The organism is Hymenobacter cellulosilyticus, assembly GCF_022919215.1.
Classification (GTDB): Bacteria; Bacteroidota; Bacteroidia; order Cytophagales; family Hymenobacteraceae; genus Hymenobacter; species Hymenobacter cellulosilyticus.
In genome coordinates this window covers 86,381-106,410 of record NZ_CP095048.1, presented here as the reverse complement: position 1 = coordinate 106,410, position 20,030 = coordinate 86,381, and the positions used below count along the sequence as shown (strand labels likewise).

General features: G+C 62.9%; 23 protein-coding genes and 1 pseudogene. 21 read left to right on the top strand and 3 right to left on the bottom strand.

Annotation, left to right across the window (positions count from 1 at the left end):
• The first annotated feature begins 407 nt into the window (after positions 1–407).
• From MUN79_RS29700 to MUN79_RS29660, 10 genes and pseudogenes are all read left to right on the top strand, one after another.
• Positions 408–2,003, top strand: coding sequence for a pyruvate formate lyase family protein (locus MUN79_RS29700; protein ID WP_244678589.1), 1,596 nt, complete (start codon positions 408–410; stop codon positions 2,001–2,003).
• Positions 2,003–2,866 carry a pyruvate formate lyase family protein gene (locus MUN79_RS29695; RefSeq protein WP_244678588.1) on the top strand — a complete coding sequence of 288 codons (864 nt, stop codon included), beginning with the start codon at positions 2,003–2,005 and terminating at the stop codon, positions 2,864–2,866. The genes MUN79_RS29700 and MUN79_RS29695 overlap by 1 nt, the downstream gene beginning before the upstream one ends.
• Positions 2,867–2,877: 11 nt before the next feature.
• On the top strand, positions 2,878–3,747 hold the full coding sequence (locus tag MUN79_RS29690; RefSeq protein ID WP_244678587.1) for a Dyp-type peroxidase: 870 nt from the start codon (positions 2,878–2,880) through the stop codon (positions 3,745–3,747).
• Positions 3,744–4,100: pseudogene (locus MUN79_RS32220) on the top strand (hypothetical protein); the annotation flags it as partial. The gene MUN79_RS29690 and the pseudogene MUN79_RS32220, both read left to right, overlap by 4 nt.
• Positions 4,101–4,242: 142 nt before the next feature.
• Positions 4,243–6,024, top strand: a complete 1,782-nt coding sequence (locus MUN79_RS29685; protein ID WP_244678586.1) for a phospholipase D-like domain-containing protein — start codon at positions 4,243–4,245, stop codon at positions 6,022–6,024.
• Between the two features lies 1 nt (position 6,025).
• Complete coding sequence (locus MUN79_RS29680; RefSeq protein WP_244678585.1) at positions 6,026–6,445, top strand: HAD family hydrolase; 420 nt, start codon at positions 6,026–6,028, stop codon at positions 6,443–6,445.
• Complete coding sequence (locus tag MUN79_RS29675) at positions 6,433–6,723, top strand: HAD family hydrolase (RefSeq protein WP_244678584.1); 291 nt, start codon at positions 6,433–6,435, stop codon at positions 6,721–6,723. The genes MUN79_RS29680 and MUN79_RS29675 overlap by 13 nt, the downstream gene beginning before the upstream one ends.
• Positions 6,724–6,931: 208 nt before the next feature.
• A complete protein-coding gene (locus MUN79_RS29670) occupies positions 6,932–7,318 on the top strand; it encodes a VOC family protein (protein ID WP_244678583.1) in 387 nt (128 codons plus the stop codon).
• A 181-nt stretch (positions 7,319–7,499) separates the two neighbouring features.
• A complete protein-coding gene (locus tag MUN79_RS29665) occupies positions 7,500–8,168 on the top strand; it encodes a DinB/UmuC family translesion DNA polymerase (protein ID WP_244678582.1) in 669 nt (222 codons plus the stop codon).
• Positions 8,169–8,276: 108 nt separating this feature from the next.
• Complete coding sequence (locus MUN79_RS29660; RefSeq protein ID WP_244678581.1) at positions 8,277–8,738, top strand: DUF6602 domain-containing protein; 462 nt, start codon at positions 8,277–8,279, stop codon at positions 8,736–8,738.
• A gap of 375 nt (positions 8,739–9,113) precedes the next feature.
• Here MUN79_RS29660 and MUN79_RS29655 read toward each other — a convergent pair whose 3' ends face one another.
• The 3 genes from MUN79_RS29655 to MUN79_RS29645 all read right to left on the bottom strand — a co-directional run bounded on the left by MUN79_RS29655 (position 9,114) and on the right by MUN79_RS29645 (position 12,130).
• On the bottom strand, positions 9,114–9,779 hold the full coding sequence (locus MUN79_RS29655; RefSeq protein WP_244678580.1) for a hypothetical protein: 666 nt from the start codon (positions 9,777–9,779) through the stop codon (positions 9,114–9,116).
• A complete protein-coding gene (locus MUN79_RS29650; protein ID WP_244678579.1) occupies positions 9,749–11,689 on the bottom strand; it encodes a toprim domain-containing protein in 1,941 nt (646 codons plus the stop codon). Before MUN79_RS29650 ends, MUN79_RS29655 begins: the two co-directional genes overlap by 31 nt.
• Positions 11,690–11,773: 84 nt before the next feature.
• Complete coding sequence (locus MUN79_RS29645; protein WP_244678578.1) at positions 11,774–12,130, bottom strand: hypothetical protein; 357 nt, start codon at positions 12,128–12,130, stop codon at positions 11,774–11,776.
• 277 nt (positions 12,131–12,407) lie between these two features.
• Between MUN79_RS29645 and MUN79_RS29640 the strand changes: the two genes are divergently transcribed.
• From MUN79_RS29640 to MUN79_RS29595, 11 genes are all read left to right on the top strand, one after another.
• Complete coding sequence (locus tag MUN79_RS29640; protein WP_244678577.1) at positions 12,408–13,088, top strand: hypothetical protein; 681 nt, start codon at positions 12,408–12,410, stop codon at positions 13,086–13,088.
• Positions 13,089–13,201: 113 nt separating this feature from the next.
• Positions 13,202–13,411, top strand: coding sequence for a hypothetical protein (locus MUN79_RS29635; protein WP_244678576.1), 210 nt, complete (start codon positions 13,202–13,204; stop codon positions 13,409–13,411).
• Complete coding sequence (locus MUN79_RS29630; protein WP_244678575.1) at positions 13,372–13,563, top strand: hypothetical protein; 192 nt, start codon at positions 13,372–13,374, stop codon at positions 13,561–13,563. Before MUN79_RS29635 ends, MUN79_RS29630 begins: the two co-directional genes overlap by 40 nt.
• 6 nt (positions 13,564–13,569) lie before the next feature.
• Positions 13,570–13,896 (top strand): hypothetical protein, encoded by a 327-nt coding sequence (locus MUN79_RS29625; RefSeq protein ID WP_244678574.1) that lies wholly within the window; start codon positions 13,570–13,572, stop codon positions 13,894–13,896.
• The gene (locus tag MUN79_RS30530; protein WP_262923100.1) at positions 13,865–15,625 is read left to right on the top strand and encodes a TraG/VirB4 family ATPase; all 1,761 of its coding nucleotides are present in this window, start codon (positions 13,865–13,867) and stop codon (positions 15,623–15,625) included. Before MUN79_RS29625 ends, MUN79_RS30530 begins: the two co-directional genes overlap by 32 nt.
• Positions 15,622–16,266 (top strand): TraG/VirB4 family ATPase, encoded by a 645-nt coding sequence (locus MUN79_RS30525; protein ID WP_311136818.1) that lies wholly within the window; start codon positions 15,622–15,624, stop codon positions 16,264–16,266. The genes MUN79_RS30530 and MUN79_RS30525 overlap by 4 nt, the downstream gene beginning before the upstream one ends.
• An 11-nt stretch (positions 16,267–16,277) precedes the next feature.
• Complete coding sequence (locus MUN79_RS29615) at positions 16,278–16,478, top strand: hypothetical protein (RefSeq protein WP_244678573.1); 201 nt, start codon at positions 16,278–16,280, stop codon at positions 16,476–16,478.
• A gap of 2 nt (positions 16,479–16,480) precedes the next feature.
• Positions 16,481–17,602, top strand: coding sequence for a conjugal transfer protein TraG N-terminal domain-containing protein (locus MUN79_RS29610; protein WP_244678572.1), 1,122 nt, complete (start codon positions 16,481–16,483; stop codon positions 17,600–17,602).
• 25 nt (positions 17,603–17,627) lie between these two features.
• A complete protein-coding gene (locus tag MUN79_RS29605; RefSeq protein ID WP_244678571.1) occupies positions 17,628–18,302 on the top strand; it encodes a hypothetical protein in 675 nt (224 codons plus the stop codon).
• 42 nt (positions 18,303–18,344) lie between these two features.
• Positions 18,345–19,094 carry a conjugal transfer protein TraK gene (locus MUN79_RS29600; RefSeq protein ID WP_244678570.1) on the top strand — a complete coding sequence of 250 codons (750 nt, stop codon included), beginning with the start codon at positions 18,345–18,347 and terminating at the stop codon, positions 19,092–19,094.
• A gap of 19 nt (positions 19,095–19,113) precedes the next feature.
• A complete protein-coding gene (locus MUN79_RS29595) occupies positions 19,114–20,013 on the top strand; it encodes a DUF4138 domain-containing protein (protein ID WP_244678569.1) in 900 nt (299 codons plus the stop codon).
• Positions 20,014–20,030 lie beyond the last annotated feature (17 nt).

Below are 20,030 nucleotides of genomic sequence, written 5' to 3'. Positions count from 1 at the left end.
GGGCGGCCCGTGGGCCAGACCTGTATCTGGCAGGTGCTGGCCGAGCAGCGGCTGCGGCGCAACGTCCACAGTTTCCCGCTGCCGCCGCCCCCCCCGCCGCAGTGCCCACCAACATAACCGAGTGACCGGCGAGTATCAGCCGGCTGGAAGGCATGTCGTTTAACTACTCGATACCCGACGAGCGGCAAAGAATGACTCAGTGGTAGCACTGATGCATGACAACGGCTTGTTTGTTTTCTTGCTGGCAAGTTGAGCTTTGCAATCAGGAAACTAGTCAATTCAGGATGCTAGCTGTAGACACAAACTTCTAGCTTCTCCTCATGCACCACAGCGATGTTGCTTATTGGCGTTACCTACAATCATTGGAAGCTGGGCATCCAGATTTACCGACGCCACGCGTTTGCCGCTTGTTGGAGCGCACGTTTCAGCGGTGGCAGCAAAAACCCTTGTGGCTGCGCGAGGAGCAGGTAGGACACCTGTTTCGCAACCGGCCCGATTTGGAGCCTGCCGAACAGGCCCGGCTGGCGGCTTTGCCCGTGGCGGTGCGCAAGGCGCTGGCGGTGCAGCGCATGCTGCAGCTCGTGACGGAACCCGCTATTGCTCGCTTGGCGGGCACCTGCGAAATCGACGCCGACGAATTGATTGTGGGCTCGCTCCCTCCGTTTTCGGTTGGTCAAGGCAAGGAGTTCGTGCGCTACCTGACCGAAGCCGAGGAGTACCAAGGCATGTTGGACTTTTTGAACGAGCTATCGCCCATGGGCCATATCGTGCCCGACCACGGGCGGGTAGTGAACCGCGGGCTACGGGCCATTATCGGCGAGTGCGAGCAGTTGCGCACCGAGGCTCCCGAAAAAACGGCTTTCTACGACTCCGTCATCATCTGCCTGCAAGCCGTCATTGACTATGCCCGCCGCATGGCCGACCACGTACGGACCAAATGCGAGCAGCTGGACGCAACCGACCCGCGCCGCGCACACCTCACCGCCATTGCCGAGCGCCTGCACCGCGTGCCGGCCGAACCCAGCCGTTCTTTCGCCGATGCGCTCCAAGCCATTTACGTGGTGCATTGCGCCCTGCACTGGACGGTGGAGGTGGTGCCGCTGGGCCGCCTCGACCAGATACTGCAGCCGTTCTACGCGGCCGACCAGGCGCAGGGCCTCGGCCCCGAGCAGGCGCAGGAGTTGATGGATTGCTTCTGGCTCAAGCTCGATGAGCGCGTGATTCTCAACTACCGCCACGCCGAAAACCGCTACACGCCCGCCGACGGCGTATTGACTGGCTTTTTTGGCTCCTCCAACTTCGACCAGGGCGGTTTGCTCAACCAATGGATGCAGCAGGTCACCATTGGCGGCGTGTTGCCCAACGACAACCCCGCCCCGGACGATGCCTGCAACGAGGTGACAAGGTTTTGCCTGCACAGCGCCCGCCGGCTGCCCCTGAACAGCCCCACCCTGGACCTGCGGGTGCATGCCGATACCCCAGAGGACATTCTTGAACTCGCCGCCCGGGCCTTGCTCAGCGGGGGAGCGCATCCCGTACTGCTCAACGACGACCGCATCATCACCGGCCTGATGAACGCCGGCCAGCACGTGCCGCCGCTGCGCACCGCCCGCAACTACGCCTGCGACGGCTGCTACGAAACCATGTTTGCCGGCGAAACCGAGTTCAGCTTTGGCTTTGTGCCGGCCAATGCCCCCCTTGAGTTTACCCTCAACCGCGGCGCCGGCCTGGGCGCGGCCGGCCCCATGAACCTGCGCGGCGACAAAAATTCCTGGCGCAGCAAGCCCGCCGCCGAGATTGAGTCGTGGGAGGAATTTCTGGCCATCATGCGCGAGCACACGCTGCTGAGCTGCCACCGCTACCTGAACACCCTGCTCGCCACATATGGCGCTAAGGAAGCCATTGCCCCCTCCCCGCTGCTCTCGGCCCTGATTGACGGCTGCATCCAGCGCGGCCAGGACCTGGTGGCCGGCGGGGCCAATTACCGCATTTTCTCCCCCTGATGACGGGCATCAGCACCGCCGCCGATTCGCTCTACGTTATCCGGCAGCTGGTTTTCGGCACGAAGGAGATTCGGCTGGACGAACTTGTGACCTGCCTGGCCACCAACTGGGGCACCGAGTTGCTGCCCGCGGGCAAGCACGAGCAGCCGGCCTTTGGCCTGGCCGTGCCCAAAACCCGGATTGACGAGATTAAAACCATCTGTCGGGCCCAACCCAAGTTTGGCTACGGCCATCAGGAGGTGGATGAGTTGGCCTGGCAACTGATTGAAACCTTCTGCCAGTGCGTGCGCGACGCTTGGGCCAGCGACTTGCACCAGGCCGCGTTCGCGCAGCTTAAGCAACGCTACGGCGCCGGGTTCGACCTGCTGCTGGCCCCGGGCGTGGGCACCTTTGAGCAGTACTTGCTGGGCGGGCTCTTCGTGGGGGCCACGGCCGATGGCCGCCACGCGCGCGAAGGCATTGCCTCCGACCTGTCGCCGGCCCCTCTGTGGCTGGATACGGACCCCATTCCGCCGACCGGCCAGCCCCACGCCCGCATGGGCACCCTGGAGCAAAGCATGAAGAGCTACAAGCACGAGTGCATGAACCAGTTGGGCGATGGCGCGCCGGTGGATTACAACATTCCGGAGAATTATCCGCTGGCCAATTTGCAGCGCATCCTGCGGGACTTTGCCAACGGGGAGGGCGGCTCGATAGCCACCTTCACCGTAGCCGACCCCGCCACGATGGCCGCCGCCCAGGAGCGGCCGCAGGACTACAACCTGCTGCGCGTGCGCATGGGGGGCTGGACGGAGTTTTTCATCGCGCTGTTTCCGGCCCATCAAGCGCAGCATCGGCGCCGGCCCCTGTTTGTTCCCTCATAAGCGTCCGCCTCATGACCAGCCCGACTGCCTTTCGGCCCGAAAAACCCCAGCCCCGGCTCGACGGGCCTTTTCAGCCGGGCATCACCGACCCCCAATGGCCCATTGAGCCCCCGGCCGGCGTCGACGCGGCGCGGTATGAGGTGGAGCGCGCCGGACGCATCAATCCCCAGCGGTTTCTGACCGTGGTGGCGGCCGATGTGCAAGCCCCCGACCGCGGCGCGCTCGAGCAGGTGCTGCGCAACCTCACCCGGTTTGCCCGCTACGAAATGGCGCGCCATCCGGTCAACAACCACGTGCCCGTTCTCGAATACCTGCCGCCCAACTACCGCGTGACGGTGACCGTGGCCCTGGGAGCTTCGCTGTTTGCCACGGCACACGGCGACGACCGGTTCCAGCTGGCGGCTTTCCGGCCGCACTGGCTGAAAACCATGCCCCGCGTCACCGGCGATGCCTACGAGCCCGCCGAGCACATGACCGATTTCCTGTTCGTCATTGCCAGCGACCATCCTTACGTGAACATGGCCATTGCCCGGTCCCTGATTCATGGCTACGTAGACAAGCGCTTGGTTATCCGGCGCGTCGAGCAGGGGTTTTCGCGGCCCGACAAGCGCGAACTGCTGCGTTTCGACGACGGAGTGGACAACCTCTCGAACGCGCGTGAGTTGGAGCTTGACCGCCACGTCTACATTCAGGCCCAGGACGAGGAGCCCGCCTGGTGCCGGAACGGGACTTACCTGGCTTGGCGCAAAATCCGGGAGAACCTGCCCGTGTGGGAAGCGTTTCGGCCGCCGACTCCGGCCAGCAGCGAACAGGCCGAGCCCCGCCATGCGAGCGACCAGCCCATTGAAAAGCGCCCCCGCCAACCGAGCAGGAAAACATGATTGGCCGTTATAAAAAGGACAGCTTGCCCCTGTCGAAGGAAAGCACGGGGCCGGGCGGGCTAACGCCGGTGTTTCAGCATCCGCCCGATGCGCGGGAAACGCCCTTCACGGCCCACATCCGGAAGGTGCAACCGCGTCGGCCGGGCCAGGACTTGCTTGGCACCGGCGACCTGGAGCGCCGCTTCCTGCGCCGGGCTTATCCCTACCTCGACGGCCTGGACGAAAACAATACCTTAAACTGCGGGCTGCTGTTCATGGCTTTCTCCCGCAACCTGCGCAAGCAGTTTGAATGGCCGATTCAGATGTGGCAGACCAACCCGGACTTTCCCGTGAAGGATACAGGCATTGATGCGCTGTACGGGCGCGGGGTGCTGTCCAACATCACGGGAGGGTACTACTTCTGCCCTCCCGCCCCCGGTGGGCCGACGACCCGGACACGTCGGCGGCCGAGTTGCCCGATTTCTTCGCTTCCGCCTTATTTTCTGCTTCCCAGCCATGAGGGCCTACGCCACCAACCACCAACTGGCCGTCCGGGCCATTGCGGGCACGTACGTCGTGCTGCTGGCCTTCGACCTGCTCACCGAAGCTGCCCGCGAGGACTTCCTGGGGTTCGCCATTCAGCGCGCCGACCTCACCGCCGGCACGGAAAAGTGGCTCCAGGGCTACCGCGTGTTCAAGGAAACCGTAGAAAAGCCCGAGTTAGGAAAGCTTTACAGCAGCCGGCAGCACCCGGTGCAGGACTTCCTGTGGGGAGATTACGCGGCCCAACACAGCCACCGGTACCGCTACCGCATTGTGCCGCTTTATGGCCATCCGGCAGCTATTACGGAAGGCAATGCCGTTGAAATCGAGGTGGAAACCGAAAACGTCGATACCGGCACCCACGCCATTTATTTCAATCGCGGGGCCGCGGGCAGCCAGGCCTACGCGGCCCGGTTTAACAATAAGCCGCCCGATGCGGTGGGCCCGGCCGCCTATACCTGGCTGTCGAGGGGCCTGGAGGAAGCCCTGCTGGCCTTCATTGCCCAAGCCAAGGGCCCCGAATACGCCTTGCGCGCCTCGGTGTACGAGTTTTCGTACGAGCCGGTGATGCAGGCCTTGAAGGCGGCCGTGGATGCCGGGGCCGACGTGCAAATCATTTACGACAACCGCGCCCGCGCCACCAATGCCGACGCCACGGCCCTGCGTGCGGCCGTGCGCGCGGCCGTGCAGAAATACGGCCTGGAAAACCACGTGACGCCCCGGAGCACCGATGTCGGTTTTATTTCCCACAATAAATTCATCGTGCTGGCCCGCAAGGAGGCGCACGCGCCGGCTGACGCCGCGCCGCCCGCGGCCGGGCGGCCCGTGCCGGCGTATGCTTCGCTCAGGCCCGAGCAGGTCTGGACGGGCTCTACCAATTTCAGCCGGGGCGGCATTTTTGGGCATTCCAACGTGGGGCACCTCGTGCGCGACCCCGCCACGGCCCAAGCGTACCTGGACTATTGGCAGCGCCTGTGGAGCGACCCCAAAGCGGCGAAGCTGCGCGCGCAGAACGAGCAGGCCACCCCGCTGCCGACCGAAGTGCTGGCACCCGGTGTGCACGCCCTTTTCAGTCCGCGCTTCAACCGCAAGGGCAAGGCCGTAGTGCCGCCCGCCGACGCCCTGGACTGGTACATCGACCGCATGGCGGGCGCGCAGTCGAGTGTGTTTTTCACGGCGGCATTCGGCATTAACGCTCGCATTCAAGAGCAGTTGAGCGTGCCCGCCAATTTTCTGCGCTACGTGCTGCTGGAGTCGTACGGCAATAAGGAGGCCGCTCAAAAACTAAAGCTGCTGCAGCGGGATAAAACCCTGCGGTTTGCCGCGGGGGCCGTGCTGGACGACGACAGTGCCGTGCACAACTGGCTGATGCGGGAAGAAAAACTCACCGGCATGAATGAGCACGTCAAGTTCATTCACACCAAATATCTGCTAATTGACCCGTTGGGCGCGTCGCCGCTGGTCGTCACCGGCTCCGCTAATTTCAGCGATGCCTCGGTGGGCAACAACGACGAGAACATGCTGGTGATTCACGGCGATAAGCGGGTGGCCGACATCTACCTCGGGGAGTTTATGCGCTTGTTTCAGCACTACCAGTTCCGCGAGTTGGCCCGGCGGGTGCGGTCTGCCAAGCCGCAGGAGCGACAGGCGGCTTTTCTCGATGCCACGGGGGCCTGGCTAAAGCCCTGGTTCACCCTGGACACGCCCAAGGACCGCCAACGCCGCCTATTTGTCTCCCACCCCACCCCTGCCTGATATGAGCCAAGTTATTGCCCTCGTTTTTGATTTCGACGACACGCTCACTCCGGATTCCACCACGCAGCTGTTGGTGCATCACGGCGTCGACCCGGATGTTTTCTGGGGCGACAAAGTCGCGAAGCGCGTGCTGAGCGGCTGGGACCCCACCCTAGCCTTTCTCGAAGAAATATTTGTGCTCACGAAGAAGGGCGAACCGCTGGAAGGCCTGTCCAACGCGGCACTCTTCGAGTTTGGCAAAACCCTGACGTTCTACCCCGGCCTGCCAGACATCTTCGAGGGACTGCGGGCCATCACGCGGGAATACCCCCTCACGCTTCCCACCATCGAGGTATACGTCATCAGCGGCGGCTTCGAGCAACTGATCCGGGGCAGCGCCATCGCGCCCTACCTCACGGACTGCTGGGGGTGTCGTGCGTAGAAAATCCCGGTACCCACACCATTGTCCGGCCTAGCCGCATCGTCGATTTTACAGCCAAAACCCGCTTCCTGTTTGAAATCAACAAAGGCGTGGGCAAAGACGGGCGCTCGAACCCCTTCCTCGTGAACGAGGCCGTTGGGCCCGAAAAACGCCGCGTGCCCTTCTCCAATATCGTGTACTGCGGCGATGGCCTGACCGACGTACCGGCGTTTTCGGTGGTGCAGGCCCGCGGCGGCACCACGTTCGCCCTCTTCGACCCCAGCGACTGTCGGGAGTGAAGCGCGCATGGGAAAAATTTCTGTTGCCTAAGCGGGTGTCCAACATGTGCTTTCCGCGCTACACCGCCGACGACGAGTTGGGCGTGCTGCTGCGCATGGCCGTGCGCAGCATCTGCGCTCGGCTCGAAACCTCGGCCAAAATCAGTTAGCTCCCACTGCTCGCTCCACTCACTCATTCGGCACCCGGACAACGGGGGCCCCATTCAACATGACCCCATCTTCCCCAACCTACTTGTCGGGCGGCACTGCTTCCATCTACGTGTCCGACATGGACCGGGCAGTTCGCTTTTACCACGAAACCCTGGGCCTGACGCTGGCTGTGCGCATTGCCAACGAATGGGCCGAGCTTGATGCAGGCAACGGGTTCATTGTAGGGCTGCACCAGGCCACGGCCCAAGGGGTATCCCCCGGCACTGCGGGCGCTATTAATATCGAGCTACGGGTGGCCGCCCCGCACACGCTGGAGGAAGCCGTGGCGGCTCTGCAAGCGCGCGGCGTACCGTTTAGCGCACCAATTGCAAGCTATGAACACGTGCGCCTGGCGTACCTGCAAGACCCCGATGGCAATCAGATTATTCTGGCCCAAACCATTTAGGCAGGCTGCGCGTGGCTAGGCCGCCCCACCCGCGCACCGTTGCCAACAGCCCACAGCCCCACCCCACGGCCGAACGGCTGCCCGCCCATGACTTTTCCGGGCCCAACCACTATTCCGATACGCCGGCCATTGAGACTGCGACGCGGCTGGCATTACGACGGCCGCCGGTCTGGCCAGGTGCTTGGAGGCCTACGCCCGCAAGCACCTGGGTGAGGTAGTGGGCGCCCGACTCATGCGCGAGTTGCAGGGCTTCCCTTGCCAGGGCCTGGCGCCGAGCGAGGACGGTACCTTATCTCGCCGCACCTTGAGCGTATCGCGCACCTTCGGCCGGCCACTGACCGATTTACCCGATGTCACGGGCGCCGTCAGCGCCTTTGCCTCCCGGGCCGCCGAGAAGCTGCGCCGGCAGGGCGACGCGGTCCACCTGATGACCGTCTTCCTGAGCAAAAGCCGCTACGGCCTGGAACCGCCGCCCTATTCCTGCTCCGCCGTGCTCACGCTGCCCGTGGCCACGAACGATACCATTGAACTGGTCCGCTTTGCGCGGGCGGCGCTCAAGCGCCTCTGGCAGCCGGGCAACCGCTACACCAAGGCCGGCGTGATACTCGACGGCCTGGAGCCGGAAGTACAAACGCAACTCTCGCTGTTTGAACCTGCACCGGTTTCGGAGAAGCGCGCCAAGCTGATGGCCGAGTTGGACGCCCTGAACCGCCGCTTTGGCAAAGGCACGGTGAAGCTCGCCTCACTGGTGCTGCCGCCGGGCAAGGTGCAAGCGCCCTGGGAAGGGCAGGCGCAGTGGCGTACGCCGCAGTACACGACCCGGCTGGAAGATTTGCTGCTGGTGGGTTGAACAGCTGTTGAGCAACTGAATACTCAGTAGATTAGGCCAACCATCCATTCTTACTAACCAGGTATGCCAGCCAGTGCACGACGATTTCAGGAATCAATAACTAGCGAATTGAATATCATTAAAGACAGAGTCCAGGACTTGATTGGCACTAGGCATTGGGGCGAAGTAGGTAGGTTCAAAGAGGCTATTCTTAAGAATGTAATCAAGAGATTTCTGCCCAGTCATTTTTCCATTGGCACTGGCTTTATTGTCGATTCGGAAAACGGTGATGAGGTCAGTCGGCAACTCGACATTATCATTTACGACAATACCTGTCCCGTACTTTTTTCAGAGGGTGATTTTATCATCACAACCAAGCGAAATGTTAGAGCCATTATTGAAGTCAAGTCTTGCATTCGTGTTTACGACCTAGAAGATGTGATTCACCGGTTTGATGAATCGGTAGCGATGTTAAGGCCATTTGCTCTTCCCCGGCCTTTCTCAGTGGCCCGAAACAGCCGGCTTGCTCAAAGCGGCATCTTCTTCGGAGTCTTTGCATTTGAATTTGATGGGACATCCATTCCCCAATAGTTGATATGGCCTTGCAGCACGGTCGGGGTATTGTCAATCACATTGCGCTTGGGCCCAATTTTTTTATTCGAAAGTGGGACCGCAACGAAGCTCGCAATTTGAGGCCTCCAGTTGATGCTAATGACCCATTTTATAATCTGTATAGCATCGACAACCTCTCCTTTTCTTACTTCATTTCAAACATTCTAGACCGGGTGAATGGTGGGTTGAGCGACAGGCACTGGTTTGCATTCCCCATCGAGGGGACCAAGGAAATCCACCGGCTCCGTACGGTTTATTTGGGCGGCTGAAGAGGCAGCCAGCCGTTCGGGCTGTAGCCAAAGCGTTGCGGTATCCACCCTGCCGACCTATGTTATTTGTTAGCACGAGTTGTACTTACCTCTCCATCTGGCTGTGTCCCTCAACTTGCACATTCTGTTCCCCTTGTGCGAATTGACGTCTTTCTTGCCGGTCGCTGCTATGCTCAATTAGCAGGCTGCCTCGCTGCTCCGCCACGGCATCAAGCGTCTGGCTAATCTGAGCTATTTTGGGCTGGTCGGTTCGATATGACACCTGCATCTCAGAATGTCGAATGCCTTGCTCGTCAGTAGCGCTCTGGACGCTCCCCACCCTGGCCCCACTGGCCACAACGGCAGCCTGCACGGCCTCTGCCTGGCCTCGTTCTCCCGTAGCCAGCGCTGTCTCGTCCACTCGAATAATCACCTGCTTCTCGCTACCCAGTTTGTTCGGGCTGGCGGCTTCTGGTGTAACTGCACTCACCGCGACTTCCGGTTTAGCCGCCACGTCCAGACTCCGGTCGCGATTGTGGGGCTGAATGGGGGCTGCCTCGGCAGCCAGTTGCCGGGCCGCGCGGTCTTCGTCGCGCTCGGCGACGCTTACCCCAGCGTATTGCTCCTTATTGGCTGCGGCGCGGGTATTGGTGTTGGTCACGATGGCGTGGATGATGGCAATATCCGGCTGGTCATTGCGGTAGTGCATGTCGAACTCGGCCCGCCGGACACCTTGCTCATCTATCGTGCTGCGCACGTCACTCGTGCGCATGGAGTAGCCGGAGTTGTCCAGAATGGCTTTCCAGGCCTCCGCGCGGCCGCTGGTGTTGGGCTCCAATTCATCCACCTTCCACGTCGCCGTTTTCTGCTCGGTGGGCGCAGCAACAGGCAAGCTGGCAGCCGCGGCCGTCGCGGCAAAGCGGGCCCGGTCGCGCAACTCTTCCCGCTCAGCTTCGTCGACTTTGCGGCCGGCGGGGGCGGGTTGTCGTGGATGTAATCTTTCAGCAGCACCAGCCCGGCATCTTTGGCGTGCACGAACTGCGCGGTTTGCTCAGCCGCTTCCTGCTCGCTGCGGTAGGAGCGGGCGGGCAGCTGCTCTACCTCGGCTACGGCGGCTCCAAGCACAGCCTGGTTAAAACTCTGGTCGTCCCGCTCGCGATCCTGCTGCGCGTCCGGGGTGTTCTCCCGCTCCCGTTGGGCCTGGCGCTCGAGGGACCGCTGCTCCCGCTCCTGGCGCTGGGCTTCGGCCAGGCGCTGCTGCCGCTCCGACTCACGCTGCTGCTCCTCGCGCTGAGCCGCGGCCCGGATTTGCTCGGCATTCAGGCCCTGATTGGTGTATTCCAACTCTTTGTTGAAGTCCTTGGCCAACGGGTAGTCCACACGTAGAAAACTCTCCTGCTGGCGCTCGGCCTCCGGCCGCAGCTGCTCGCGTTGCCGGTACAGCTCCTGGGCCACTACTTCCAACTGGGCTGTGTCGGCCCGAGCCACGGTCAGGCGCACGATGGTGGCTTGCTCGGTGCTGCGCTGCACTTCCACCGCGAGCGAGGGGCCGTCCTGCTGGGTCTGGTTGATGTGGTCCACCCGCTCGCGCAACTGCTGCACCTGACCGGCGCCCTGCTCAGCCGAGTCGTGGTGAAAAGTCACCTTCAGGCTGGTGTGGTACTTGTCGCTGGTGGCGTGCCACTCCACCGGCCGCCCAGCCTCGCGGTAGGCTTCCTGCTCGGCCACGGGCACCATCGGCCGGGCGGGCTGCAGCTCATTGAGGTAGTTGATGTTGAACTGCCGGCCGCCGGCGTCGCGGTCGTTGGCCAGCACCACCTCCCGGGGCTGCTGCTTGTCGATGACACGCTGAATCAGGGCCACCTGCGCCTCGGTAGGTGTGCCGCTGGTAGCAATGTAGAGCGTGTTCTTCGGGTCCTGCCCGTGCTTGAGCTGGAAGTGGGAAAGCGAATCAATGGCCGACTCGCTCACCACCACGCGCTCCACCGGCGTGTCCTTGCCCTCGGTGGGGTGCGACACCCAGATGCCGTTTTTGGGCAGGGGCAGCAGGCTTTTGTAGTGCTCGTTCTTCTGCTCGACGCTGGCCAGCCCGTGCTCGTTGTAGAGCGGAAAGGCCGTGTTCTTGTGCTCGTTCTGCTGCGCGGTGAAGATGCGGCCCTGAAAGGCAGGGTTATCCAGCGTCGCGTCGGTAATGCCGCGCCCGTGCAGGTAGCTGCGGTCAGTGAACTCCTTCTTGACGCCCAGCACCTCGGATATCAGGCGGGTGCGGCGCTCCTCCTCGGCTTGCCGGGCCTGCTCCGGGTCGCCTACGGGCAGGCTGCTCAGGCGCGCGGCATCCGGCGGGGTGGCGTACACCCGGGCGGGAGCAGGGGCACCGTCGAGGTATTCGCGCAGCTGCTGGCGCACCTGGCCCAGGTTCAGGCCGTGGCCGTCGCCGCCCCGGGTTTTGGCAAAGTCAATGATGGAGCCCGCGTCGCGGTCGTCGCCGGTGTTCAGGTACACTTGGTGGTCGCCCTTGCGCGTGACGATGACGTGCTCGTCGTCCTTGACCAGGTGATGCCAGTCGCCGCGGCGGCTTTCCTTCTCGATGGTGTAGCCCTGGCGCTGGGCGTAGTCAACCAGGTCAATGTCGCGCTTGAAGCGGTCGAGTTCGGTAGGGTCGTTTTCCCGGGGTGCGTTCATGGGGTGGGCTGGGGGAGTGGAGCCGGACAGCTCCAACTCCCTTCCGCACCCTGACCGGGCCGAATGGGGAAAGCTATTCGGCGTTTAGGTTGTCAGCGGCGGGCTGCCGGCCCGCTGCGCGGCCGCGTCGAAGAAGGCCAGCTGCTCGCGGAATTGTGCTAGTAGCTCGCTGCTGCCGAACACGTACTGGTTGGCACCGCTGCCGATGTCGATGCGCACGATTTCCGTGGGCACGCCCAGGGCACGCAGCACGCGCTGGACCAGCCGCGGTTCGTCGCGCTTGAGCTTGCCGTTCTTCAGGTTCACGACGTTGGTATAAGTCAGGCCATGCTGGGCACAAAAAGAGGTTAAATCGCCCTGGGCAATGGCTTTGAGGCGGAACTGGACGTAGCGCAGGCACTCCCTGTAGGGCGCGGATAGGCTTAAATCAGGAAACCCCAAGGGGCGGAAACGTGGTCGGAGGGTACCATGCGAAGGGGGCTCACTGCTGGGGGCAGTGGGGGTGAAGTATCGGAGAGATACCCCAAAGGACGCATATCAGGCTTAGAAGCCGCACTGCCTTCGTGGAAAAACTCAAATCTTCTACCGGCTTGCTTACCAAAGATGGCATCTGGCCGAACCCCTCCTCGCTGGTAGTCGCATCATACGACTAAACCTTTTTTATGTTTTCACTAACTTTTTACTAACACTGCGACACATCCTGCCGTAAGGGGGCGGTATGCGTTCTGGTATACTCTTGTTGGTGGTTGTTCTGGCCTTGGCCGCACTGGCGGCGCTGCTTTGGTGGCGGTTCAAGGGCAGCGGCCTGCCGGCGACCCCGGCCGCGACGGCTACCCGCAACCATCATTCCCTGCGCACCTTCCACTACGCGCCCGCCGGCGCAATCCCCAAAGCTGCGGTATCAGCAGAGGCCGCCACAGCGGGTACGGCCCTGGCCAGCTTGCTGCCCCCGGAAGACATCGAAGCCCCGGCGGGCCAGTTGCCGGAAGAAGCCGTCACTGCGGCCAGCGAAGCCGACAGCCCGCAAGTACTCCATCCGGATGAGCCGGATGCCGCCGCTGAACCGGCAACCGAAGAAACGCTGCGGCCGGCCTCCATTCGCCACGCGGCCGGCGCTGTTGCCGTGCTGCTGGATGCGGTGGACGAGTCTCCCAGCACCGTACCGTCCGCCTCTCAACCCGCAACAGACCCGGATGATGAGCCGGCCGAAGCGCTGTTCCACAACCCCCTCACTGCGCCGGCGCCCACGGCCAACGACCATGCCAACCGCGCCGCCGAAATCGCCTTACGCCAGCAGCGGCGGGCCCGCATGAGCAAGGACGCGGCCGGCCAGCGTGCTGCCCTGAACGACCTGTTCCCTGGCGCCGGCAGCCCGGTGCCCACCGCCAAACCCTCCTAACTGCCACACCTGCTTTTCGGGAGATAAGCGCCCTGTTTCCATCCATCCTTCTCTCTATGCTAACCAACCTTCTTTCCCGGGCCCGTACCCACGCCGTAACTGCAACTGAAACGATGCAAACATTGGCCGCGGCCGGCCGGAGCTACCAGCCGTCCAAAGCCGAGCAGCGCGTAGCGGCCCTGCTCACCACCCTGGCCCTGGCCACCAGTCCGGCCCGCGCCCAGCTGGGCGGCGGGGCGCCGCGGCGGCGCTCGAAGGCGTGCAGGAAACCGTCGTGGGCATCGTGCAGGTCATTTTCGCCATCGTGCTCATCGTGGGCCTGATTCGGGTGGTGATGAAGTTCGTGCAGGGCGCGCCCGACGCGCTGGGCTCCTTGGGCTGGCTCGTGGGCGGCGTGATACTGTGGTTCGGCTTCCAGCTGTTCAAGGACGATTTGGTCAGCGCCGTGGGCGGCGGGGACGGGGGCGTACGCTAAGCGGCCATGCGCTCCTACAAATCCATTGAGCGGCCCGCCCAGGTGCTGGGCATGAACATCCAGGACCTGGGCATCATGGTCGGCCTCTTCATCGGCTCGGTGCTGCTGCTCGGCTTTCTGGGCATGGCCGTCAAGATACCGCGCCTGGTGTACCTGCTCGTCATTTTGGCGGAGCTCGGCCTGATTCTGGGCCTGCGCTACCTGAGCAAGCGGCAGGCGCCCGGCTTTCTGATGAGCTGGCTCTCCTTCACCTTCATCCAGCCCCGCCGCCTGGCGGTGGGGCCTATCCCCACTCCCAACCATGACCAAAAAGCCCAAAACGGCCGCGTTTAACACCGTGATGCCAGTGCATAGCTTCGAGGGCGACAAGGTGGTGTTCAAGGACGGCCGCGTCGCGGTGGGCTTCCGCGTGGAGCCTGCCGAGATGGAAAGCTGGACTGCGGACGACTACGAGGCCTTCCAGACCGCGCTGGTGGGCGTGCTGCGGCCCCTGCCGGTGGGCACCATCGTGCAGAAAACCGACATCTACTACGACCGGCCCTACCGCGAGGACAAAACGCAGCAGACCTACTTCGAGAACAAGATGAACAAGCACTTCTTCGAGCGGCTGGTGCTGTTCCAGAAGTCCTACCTGTTCCTCTCCTTCGCGCCGGTAGCCGTGAAGTCGCCCAAGACCAACGCGGTGAATGCCCTGGTGGCCCGCGCCGGCGAGGCGGTGCTCAAAAACCCGTTTGCCCAGCTCGTGCACACGCTCGAAGCGGCCGAAAGCGGCGCCGTGGAATTCATCCAGGGCATAAAGAACTTGGGCGGCGTGACGTTTGAGCGGCTGCCCAGCGCAGAGATTTACCAGCTCTACCTGCAGTACTTCAACCTCAACTTCGACGGCCAGCCCACGCGCCAAGAGCGCGAAATCGGCAATGACCTGGGCACCTTCAGCGTGGGCGAGCAGAAAGTGAACGTGCTGAGCATGGTCGGGCAGGGCTCCGACGCCTACCCGGCCGTGCGCAATAGCTACGGCGTGACGGCGCCGATGCTCTACCCGCTCACCCACATCCTGCAGTGCCCGCACGTGCTCACCCAGGCTCTGCTGATTCAGGATACCCGCGCTGAGCTCAGTTCACTTGATACCGACCGTAAGCTAAATGCCTCGCTCTCGTTTCTGGCCACCCAGGACAACCACCTGCGCGCGGCCGAAGTCGAGGAGTTCACCGCCGAGGTGCGGGCCGAAAACAAGCAGATTGTGGGCCTGCACCTGAGCTGCGTGCTCTGGGACACCAACGACACCAGCCGGCGCGAGAACGTGGAGCGGGCCACTGCGGCCTTTCGCTACATGTTCGGCACGGAAAGCGTGGTGGAAAGCTACCTAGCCCTGCCCGTGTTCTTCGGCCTGCTGCCCGGCAACGCCTGGCAGGTGCCGGACCGCTGGCTGACGAGCACCGCCGACCGCGGCGCCTGCTACACCCACTGGACGGCCACCTACAAAACCGACCCGGTGGGCGAATATCTCACCGACCGGTTCCGCAACCTGGTGCAGGTAAACCTCTTCAACACGGCCCTGGATAACCAGAACGCCATTGTCATCGGGCCCTCGGGCTCGGGCAAGAGCTACACCTTTGGCAACCTGATTGTGCAGCGCTTCGAGAAGGGTGCCCGGCAAATCATCATGGACGTGGGCGGCACCTACCGCAACGTGCTGCAGTCGCTCAACGGCGAGGACTTCGACAACACCTACTTCGAGTACGACCCGCAGCGCCCAATCGAATTCAACCCCTTCGTGGTGCCGCGTGACGCTTCGGGCAAATGGCTCTATAACGACGAGAAAACCAACTTCCACCTAGCACTGCTCGCGGCCCTGTGGAAGGGTGGCAAGGACACGGCACTGGACAAGTCGGAGCGTACTATTCTTTCGCGCTTTCTGATTGAGTACTACGCCTGCCTCAACGAGAGCCCGCGCCTGAACCAGAAGGACGAGGAGTTTCCCGGCATGGAAAGCTTCTACCGCTTCGTGGAGGGCTACGACCAGGAAATGCAGAAGCCGGTGGCCGTGCCGGGGAGGGCATAGAGCCCGACCCGCTGGACGGCGCCCGCCGGCAGTACCAGAAAAACCTGAAGTACATCGACATGCACCAGTTTTTCCTGGTGCTGGGCCAGTACATCACCGGCGGCCGCTACGAGCGGGTGCTCAACGCCAAGCGCGACGTGGATTTGTCGGAGTACCGGCTCATCTGCTTTGACCTGGCCAAGGTGCAGGCTGACCCCGACCTCTACCCGGTGGTGGCCATGCTCATCACCGAGCTGAGCCTGGACCTGTTCCGCAAGTTTCCCGACGACATCAAGTACATCGCCCTCGACGAAGCCTGGACAATGCTTTCGGGCGTACTCTCCGAGTTCATCGAGTCGATGTACCGCACCATCCGCAAAACCAACGGCTCGGTCACCATCATCACCCAGGGTATCACCGAGATTACCAGCAGCAAAATCGGGCCGGCCATCATCAACAACTCGGCCACGAAGATTATCCTGCGCCACGTCAACCCCGACTCGCTGGCGCAGCTGCAGGCCCCGCTGGGCCTGACCGGCCACGAGATGGACTTGATTAAGTCGGTGCGCTCCACCGAGGCGTTGCGCGAGTTTTTCATCAAGCAGGGCGCCAAGGGAAGGTATTTGCACTGGAGGCCTCGCCGCAGCTCGACGCCATCCTGACGTCGAAGCCGGTGGAGCGCAACCACCTCAACAAGCTGGTCAAGTTCTACCAGCAGACCCAGCAGCGGCCCCGTACCGACAAGAACGGCCACGTGCTGCTCAATGCGGAGGGGCAGATTGAGTACGAGCCCGTGCGGGTGCAGCGCCTGGATTACGCCGTTGACCAGTTTGTGGAAGATAAACAGGCCCGTAAAGGGGCCCTGGCCAAATGAGTATGCTCGCGATGGTAGCCTACGGCATCGACCCGGGCTTTCTGCGGGCCTGCGACCAGACTCTGCAGGTGGTGCTCACGGCCTGCCGCTTCATCACCCCCTCGCTGATGGGCATTGCGCTGCTCTACACCATCGGGCGCGGCTTTATCTCCGGCAGCGGCCTGGCCATGGACTGGGGGCCGATTATCAAGGCCACCTGGATATTCTTCCTGCTCTTCTTCTACCAGACGCTGATGGACACGCTGGGCACGGGCATTGCGGCCTTTACGGCGCTGTTTGCTACGAACCAGTCAGCGGCCGAAGCGCTGCGCGACCTGACCACCCCGCCGGCCGTGGCCGCGGCGGCCCGCAACGATTCCATGGGCATCGGCGACATCGTCTCGGGAGCTTCGGCGCTGATGACCAGCATTTCGGAAACGCTGTCCACGTTCACGTTTTCGGGGCTGATGACCCGGCTGTTTACGGCCACCACGGTGCTCATCATCCGCAAAATCATGACGTTCATCCAGCAGTTCATCCTGGGTTTCCTGTACGTCTGCGGCCCGATTGCCATGACCTTGTCGGTCGTGCCTTCCTTCGGTCAGCTGGCTATGAAGTGGCTGCAGAACTTCCTGGCGGTGCAGATGTGGGGGCTGACGTTCGTGCTGCTCGACACGCTCTACAAGTTCTACGCGGAGTCGGCCCGCGCCCCGGGCGGGCTGTTTGGCAACATCGTGAACGGGCCCCAGCAGTCGGTTGATGAGCAGATGTTCATGCTGACCTCCGTAGCCTTTGTGCTGCTCTACGTGATGGTACCCTACCTCACCTCGATGTTCATCGGCTCCTCGGCCGCGCAGGGCTTTATCGGCTCCATGACGGGCATGGCCGTTGGCGCGGCCACGGCCGCCGCCGGCGTCGTGGCGCCCGGTGGGGGCGGCTTATCCAGTGCCGTTGGTCGCGCCCTGGGAAACGGGGGCGGCGGTGGGAGTGGAGGAGGAGGCAGTAGTGCCACCGCCTCAGGCAGTAACGCCGCCGGTAGCGAAGCTCCCAGCGCTTCCGCTTCCTCCGGCCTGCCGGTCATTACGATGTCCGACGCCCTGAACCCATCCTACCGGCAACGCGCCTCCGGCATCTGGACCAAATAGCTCCTTCCACCTAACCCGTCACGCTATGAAAAGCCTGCCTTTATCCCTCGCTGCTATCCTGCTTTGCTGCCTCGCTTCAAGCTGCCAATCCAACAACACCACACCGGCTACCACCACCCCCGAACCTGGTTCCAGCCCATCTGCCCCAGCGGCAGCCGCTTCATCCGTCAGCGCGCCGGCTCCCTTGTCTCCTTCCGCGTTCGATGTGCGCCCGGGCGTGGAGCAGCAAACGCCCAAGCAAGGCTACCTGCAAGTTGTTTCCGCCAAAGTCCTGAAGGCGGAGCCGATGCAAGTGACACTACCCTGGATGTGGGGCTCGGACCCGGACCGCCCCGGCGGTCGAAAAGTCGGCACCGCGCCCGGCTACCGCATTTCCTACGAAGCCGTGCTCCGCTGGCAGCCCATGGGCTACGGGCCCAAGGAAAAGATACCGGCCTCGTTGCCGCTGTACGCGCCTAACGGCACCGATTCGCTGGCCAGCTTCCAGGTCGGAGCCCAAGGCCTGACGAAGCCGGAGCGCTTCACGGTGTCGCAAATCCAGCCCCATACGCCCGTGACGGTACGCGGCACCTTGTATGCCTACACGGGGCAGAACAACCAGAAGCAGCCAGCCCTGGTGGTATACCCGTACCGCGACCCTTCCGGTTTGCCGGAACCCACCAGGATGACCTTCCTCACGCTCCAATCACCGGGGCGGTAGGGCCAAAAGGCATTCACTCTCAACACTCACAACCACTCACCCATGGATTCCGCCAAAGACTTAAGTACCTCTTTCTCCACCATGCGCAACCTGGCGCTGGGCAGCGTGCTGGCCCTGCTGCTCGTGGCCTTGGCCTCGGGCTTTATGGTGTACCGCGCCTACGAAAACAGCGGCCGGCGCGTGTACGTCGTCTCGCAAACGGGCTCAGTAGCGGCCCTCTCGGCCGGCAACGACGCCCACACGCCCTACGAGGCCCGTAACCTAGTGCGCCAGTTCATGCAAACCATGTTCGGCCACGACCAATACACCTTCAAGGCCAACCTGGACGCGGCCCTGCCATTGATTGAGGGCCGCGGCGGCCGGCGCATCTACGAGTGCTTCACCCGCGGGCAGGTGCTGCAGAACTACGAGCGCTACGCCGCCCGTAACGTGGTCACCGTGGACAGCGTGCTGGTGGACATGAGTAAGCGCCCCTGGTCGGGCGCGGTCTACATCAAGCAGCGCATTTTCATCGGGGGCCAGCAAAAGGAGCCCCTGCCGCTGGCTGCCAAGTTCAACCTGGTGGAAACCAACCGCTCGGATGCCAACCCCTACGGGCTGCTCATCACCAACTTCGACTACATCCCCTACAGCCCGCAGCTGACGCGGGAAGAGCAGGAGCTGCTGCAGGCCCAGGAGGCCGACCGCCAGCGCCGCCTGCAGGAAGCCGAGCGCGGCCTGACTCCAGCCGGTACGCCCGCAGCGCCGGCGGCTCCGGCCACTACGCCTGCCCCAACTGCTCCCGCCAACTAATCACCAATCCCCTTCACCGATGCGACTTTACACCTTCCCCGCCTTGCTGGAGCTGTTTTTACTACTGCTGCAAACGGCGCCGGCGGCCGCGCAGAGCACCACCACTACCCCAACTGCGGTCCTGGCCACCACCGATAACCTGCTGGACGTAGCCGTGTCCGACTCCTCCACGACCTACCTGGTGTTCGGCGGGCCCGTGTCGCTGGTCGACGTGGGCATGGCCGGCAACTACCTGGTCAAGATTGAAGCCAACGCCGTGTTTGTGCGCGCCAAGCGCAAGCACGCCCCGCCCACGCCCATGCTCATCCGCTACGGCTCCAAGTACTGGATGGGCCGGCTTGTGTACGCGGACCGGCCAGTAATGCAGCTCTACGATTTCCAGAAGGACGGCGCGCTGAGCATCAACGGCAAAAGCGTCTCCTCCACGGGAGCCGCGCCGGAAAACGAGTTGGCCCTGGACAAGGAGCGCGAAAAGAAAACTGTCGTCGAGGGAAAGCTGAGCCAGCTGCGCAAAGCCCGGGAAGAGCATCAGGCTGTGGCCGTGGTCGACAACGACCTGGTGCTCTCGCTGGCCAACGTGCGCAACGACAAGGATTTCACTTACCTGCGCTTCAAGGTCATCAACAAGACCAACATTGACTACAACGTGGATTTCACCGATTTCCAGCTGGTGGAAAACGCCCAGAAGAAGTTTCTGGCTCGCAAGAAGAACGAGGCCCGGCGCCCGCTGGCCCCATCGGGCGGGCGCCCGAACCAGGTAATTACCGGGCGCACCACGGGCTACCTGACCTATGCCATTCCGCTGTACGCGGCCACTGAGCGCGGCTACCTGGAAGTGACCCTGCGCGAGCTTAACGGCGCCCGGGTGCTGGTGCTGCCCGTGCCCTCCCGCGTGATAAACCGCGCCGCTACCATCTAACGCCGCTATTCTCTGCT

Coding starts and splice junctions, on each gene's coding strand:
- MUN79_RS29650 (WP_244678579.1), bottom strand. CDS start 11,689: ATGAACGCACCCCGGGAAAACGACCCTACCGAACTCGACCGCTTCAAG.
- MUN79_RS29600 (WP_244678570.1), top strand. CDS start 18,345: ATGGATTCCGCCAAAGACTTAAGTACCTCTTTCTCCACCATGCGCAAC.
- MUN79_RS29610 (WP_244678572.1), top strand. CDS start 16,481: ATGCTCGCGATGGTAGCCTACGGCATCGACCCGGGCTTTCTGCGGGCC.
- MUN79_RS29655 (WP_244678580.1), bottom strand. CDS start 9,779: ATGCGCACGAGTGACGTGCGCAGCACGATAGATGAGCAAGGTGTCCGG.
- MUN79_RS29695 (WP_244678588.1), top strand. CDS start 2,003: ATGACGGGCATCAGCACCGCCGCCGATTCGCTCTACGTTATCCGGCAG.
- MUN79_RS29605 (WP_244678571.1), top strand. CDS start 17,628: ATGAAAAGCCTGCCTTTATCCCTCGCTGCTATCCTGCTTTGCTGCCTC.
- MUN79_RS29670 (WP_244678583.1), top strand. CDS start 6,932: ATGACCCCATCTTCCCCAACCTACTTGTCGGGCGGCACTGCTTCCATC.
- MUN79_RS29690 (WP_244678587.1), top strand. CDS start 2,878: ATGACCAGCCCGACTGCCTTTCGGCCCGAAAAACCCCAGCCCCGGCTC.
- MUN79_RS30530 (WP_262923100.1), top strand. CDS start 13,865: ATGACCAAAAAGCCCAAAACGGCCGCGTTTAACACCGTGATGCCAGTG.
- MUN79_RS29680 (WP_244678585.1), top strand. CDS start 6,026: ATGAGCCAAGTTATTGCCCTCGTTTTTGATTTCGACGACACGCTCACT.
- MUN79_RS29625 (WP_244678574.1), top strand. CDS start 13,570: ATGCGCTCCTACAAATCCATTGAGCGGCCCGCCCAGGTGCTGGGCATG.
- MUN79_RS29595 (WP_244678569.1), top strand. CDS start 19,114: ATGCGACTTTACACCTTCCCCGCCTTGCTGGAGCTGTTTTTACTACTG.
- MUN79_RS29685 (WP_244678586.1), top strand. CDS start 4,243: ATGAGGGCCTACGCCACCAACCACCAACTGGCCGTCCGGGCCATTGCG.
- MUN79_RS29640 (WP_244678577.1), top strand. CDS start 12,408: ATGCGTTCTGGTATACTCTTGTTGGTGGTTGTTCTGGCCTTGGCCGCA.
- MUN79_RS29635 (WP_244678576.1), top strand. CDS start 13,202: ATGCAAACATTGGCCGCGGCCGGCCGGAGCTACCAGCCGTCCAAAGCC.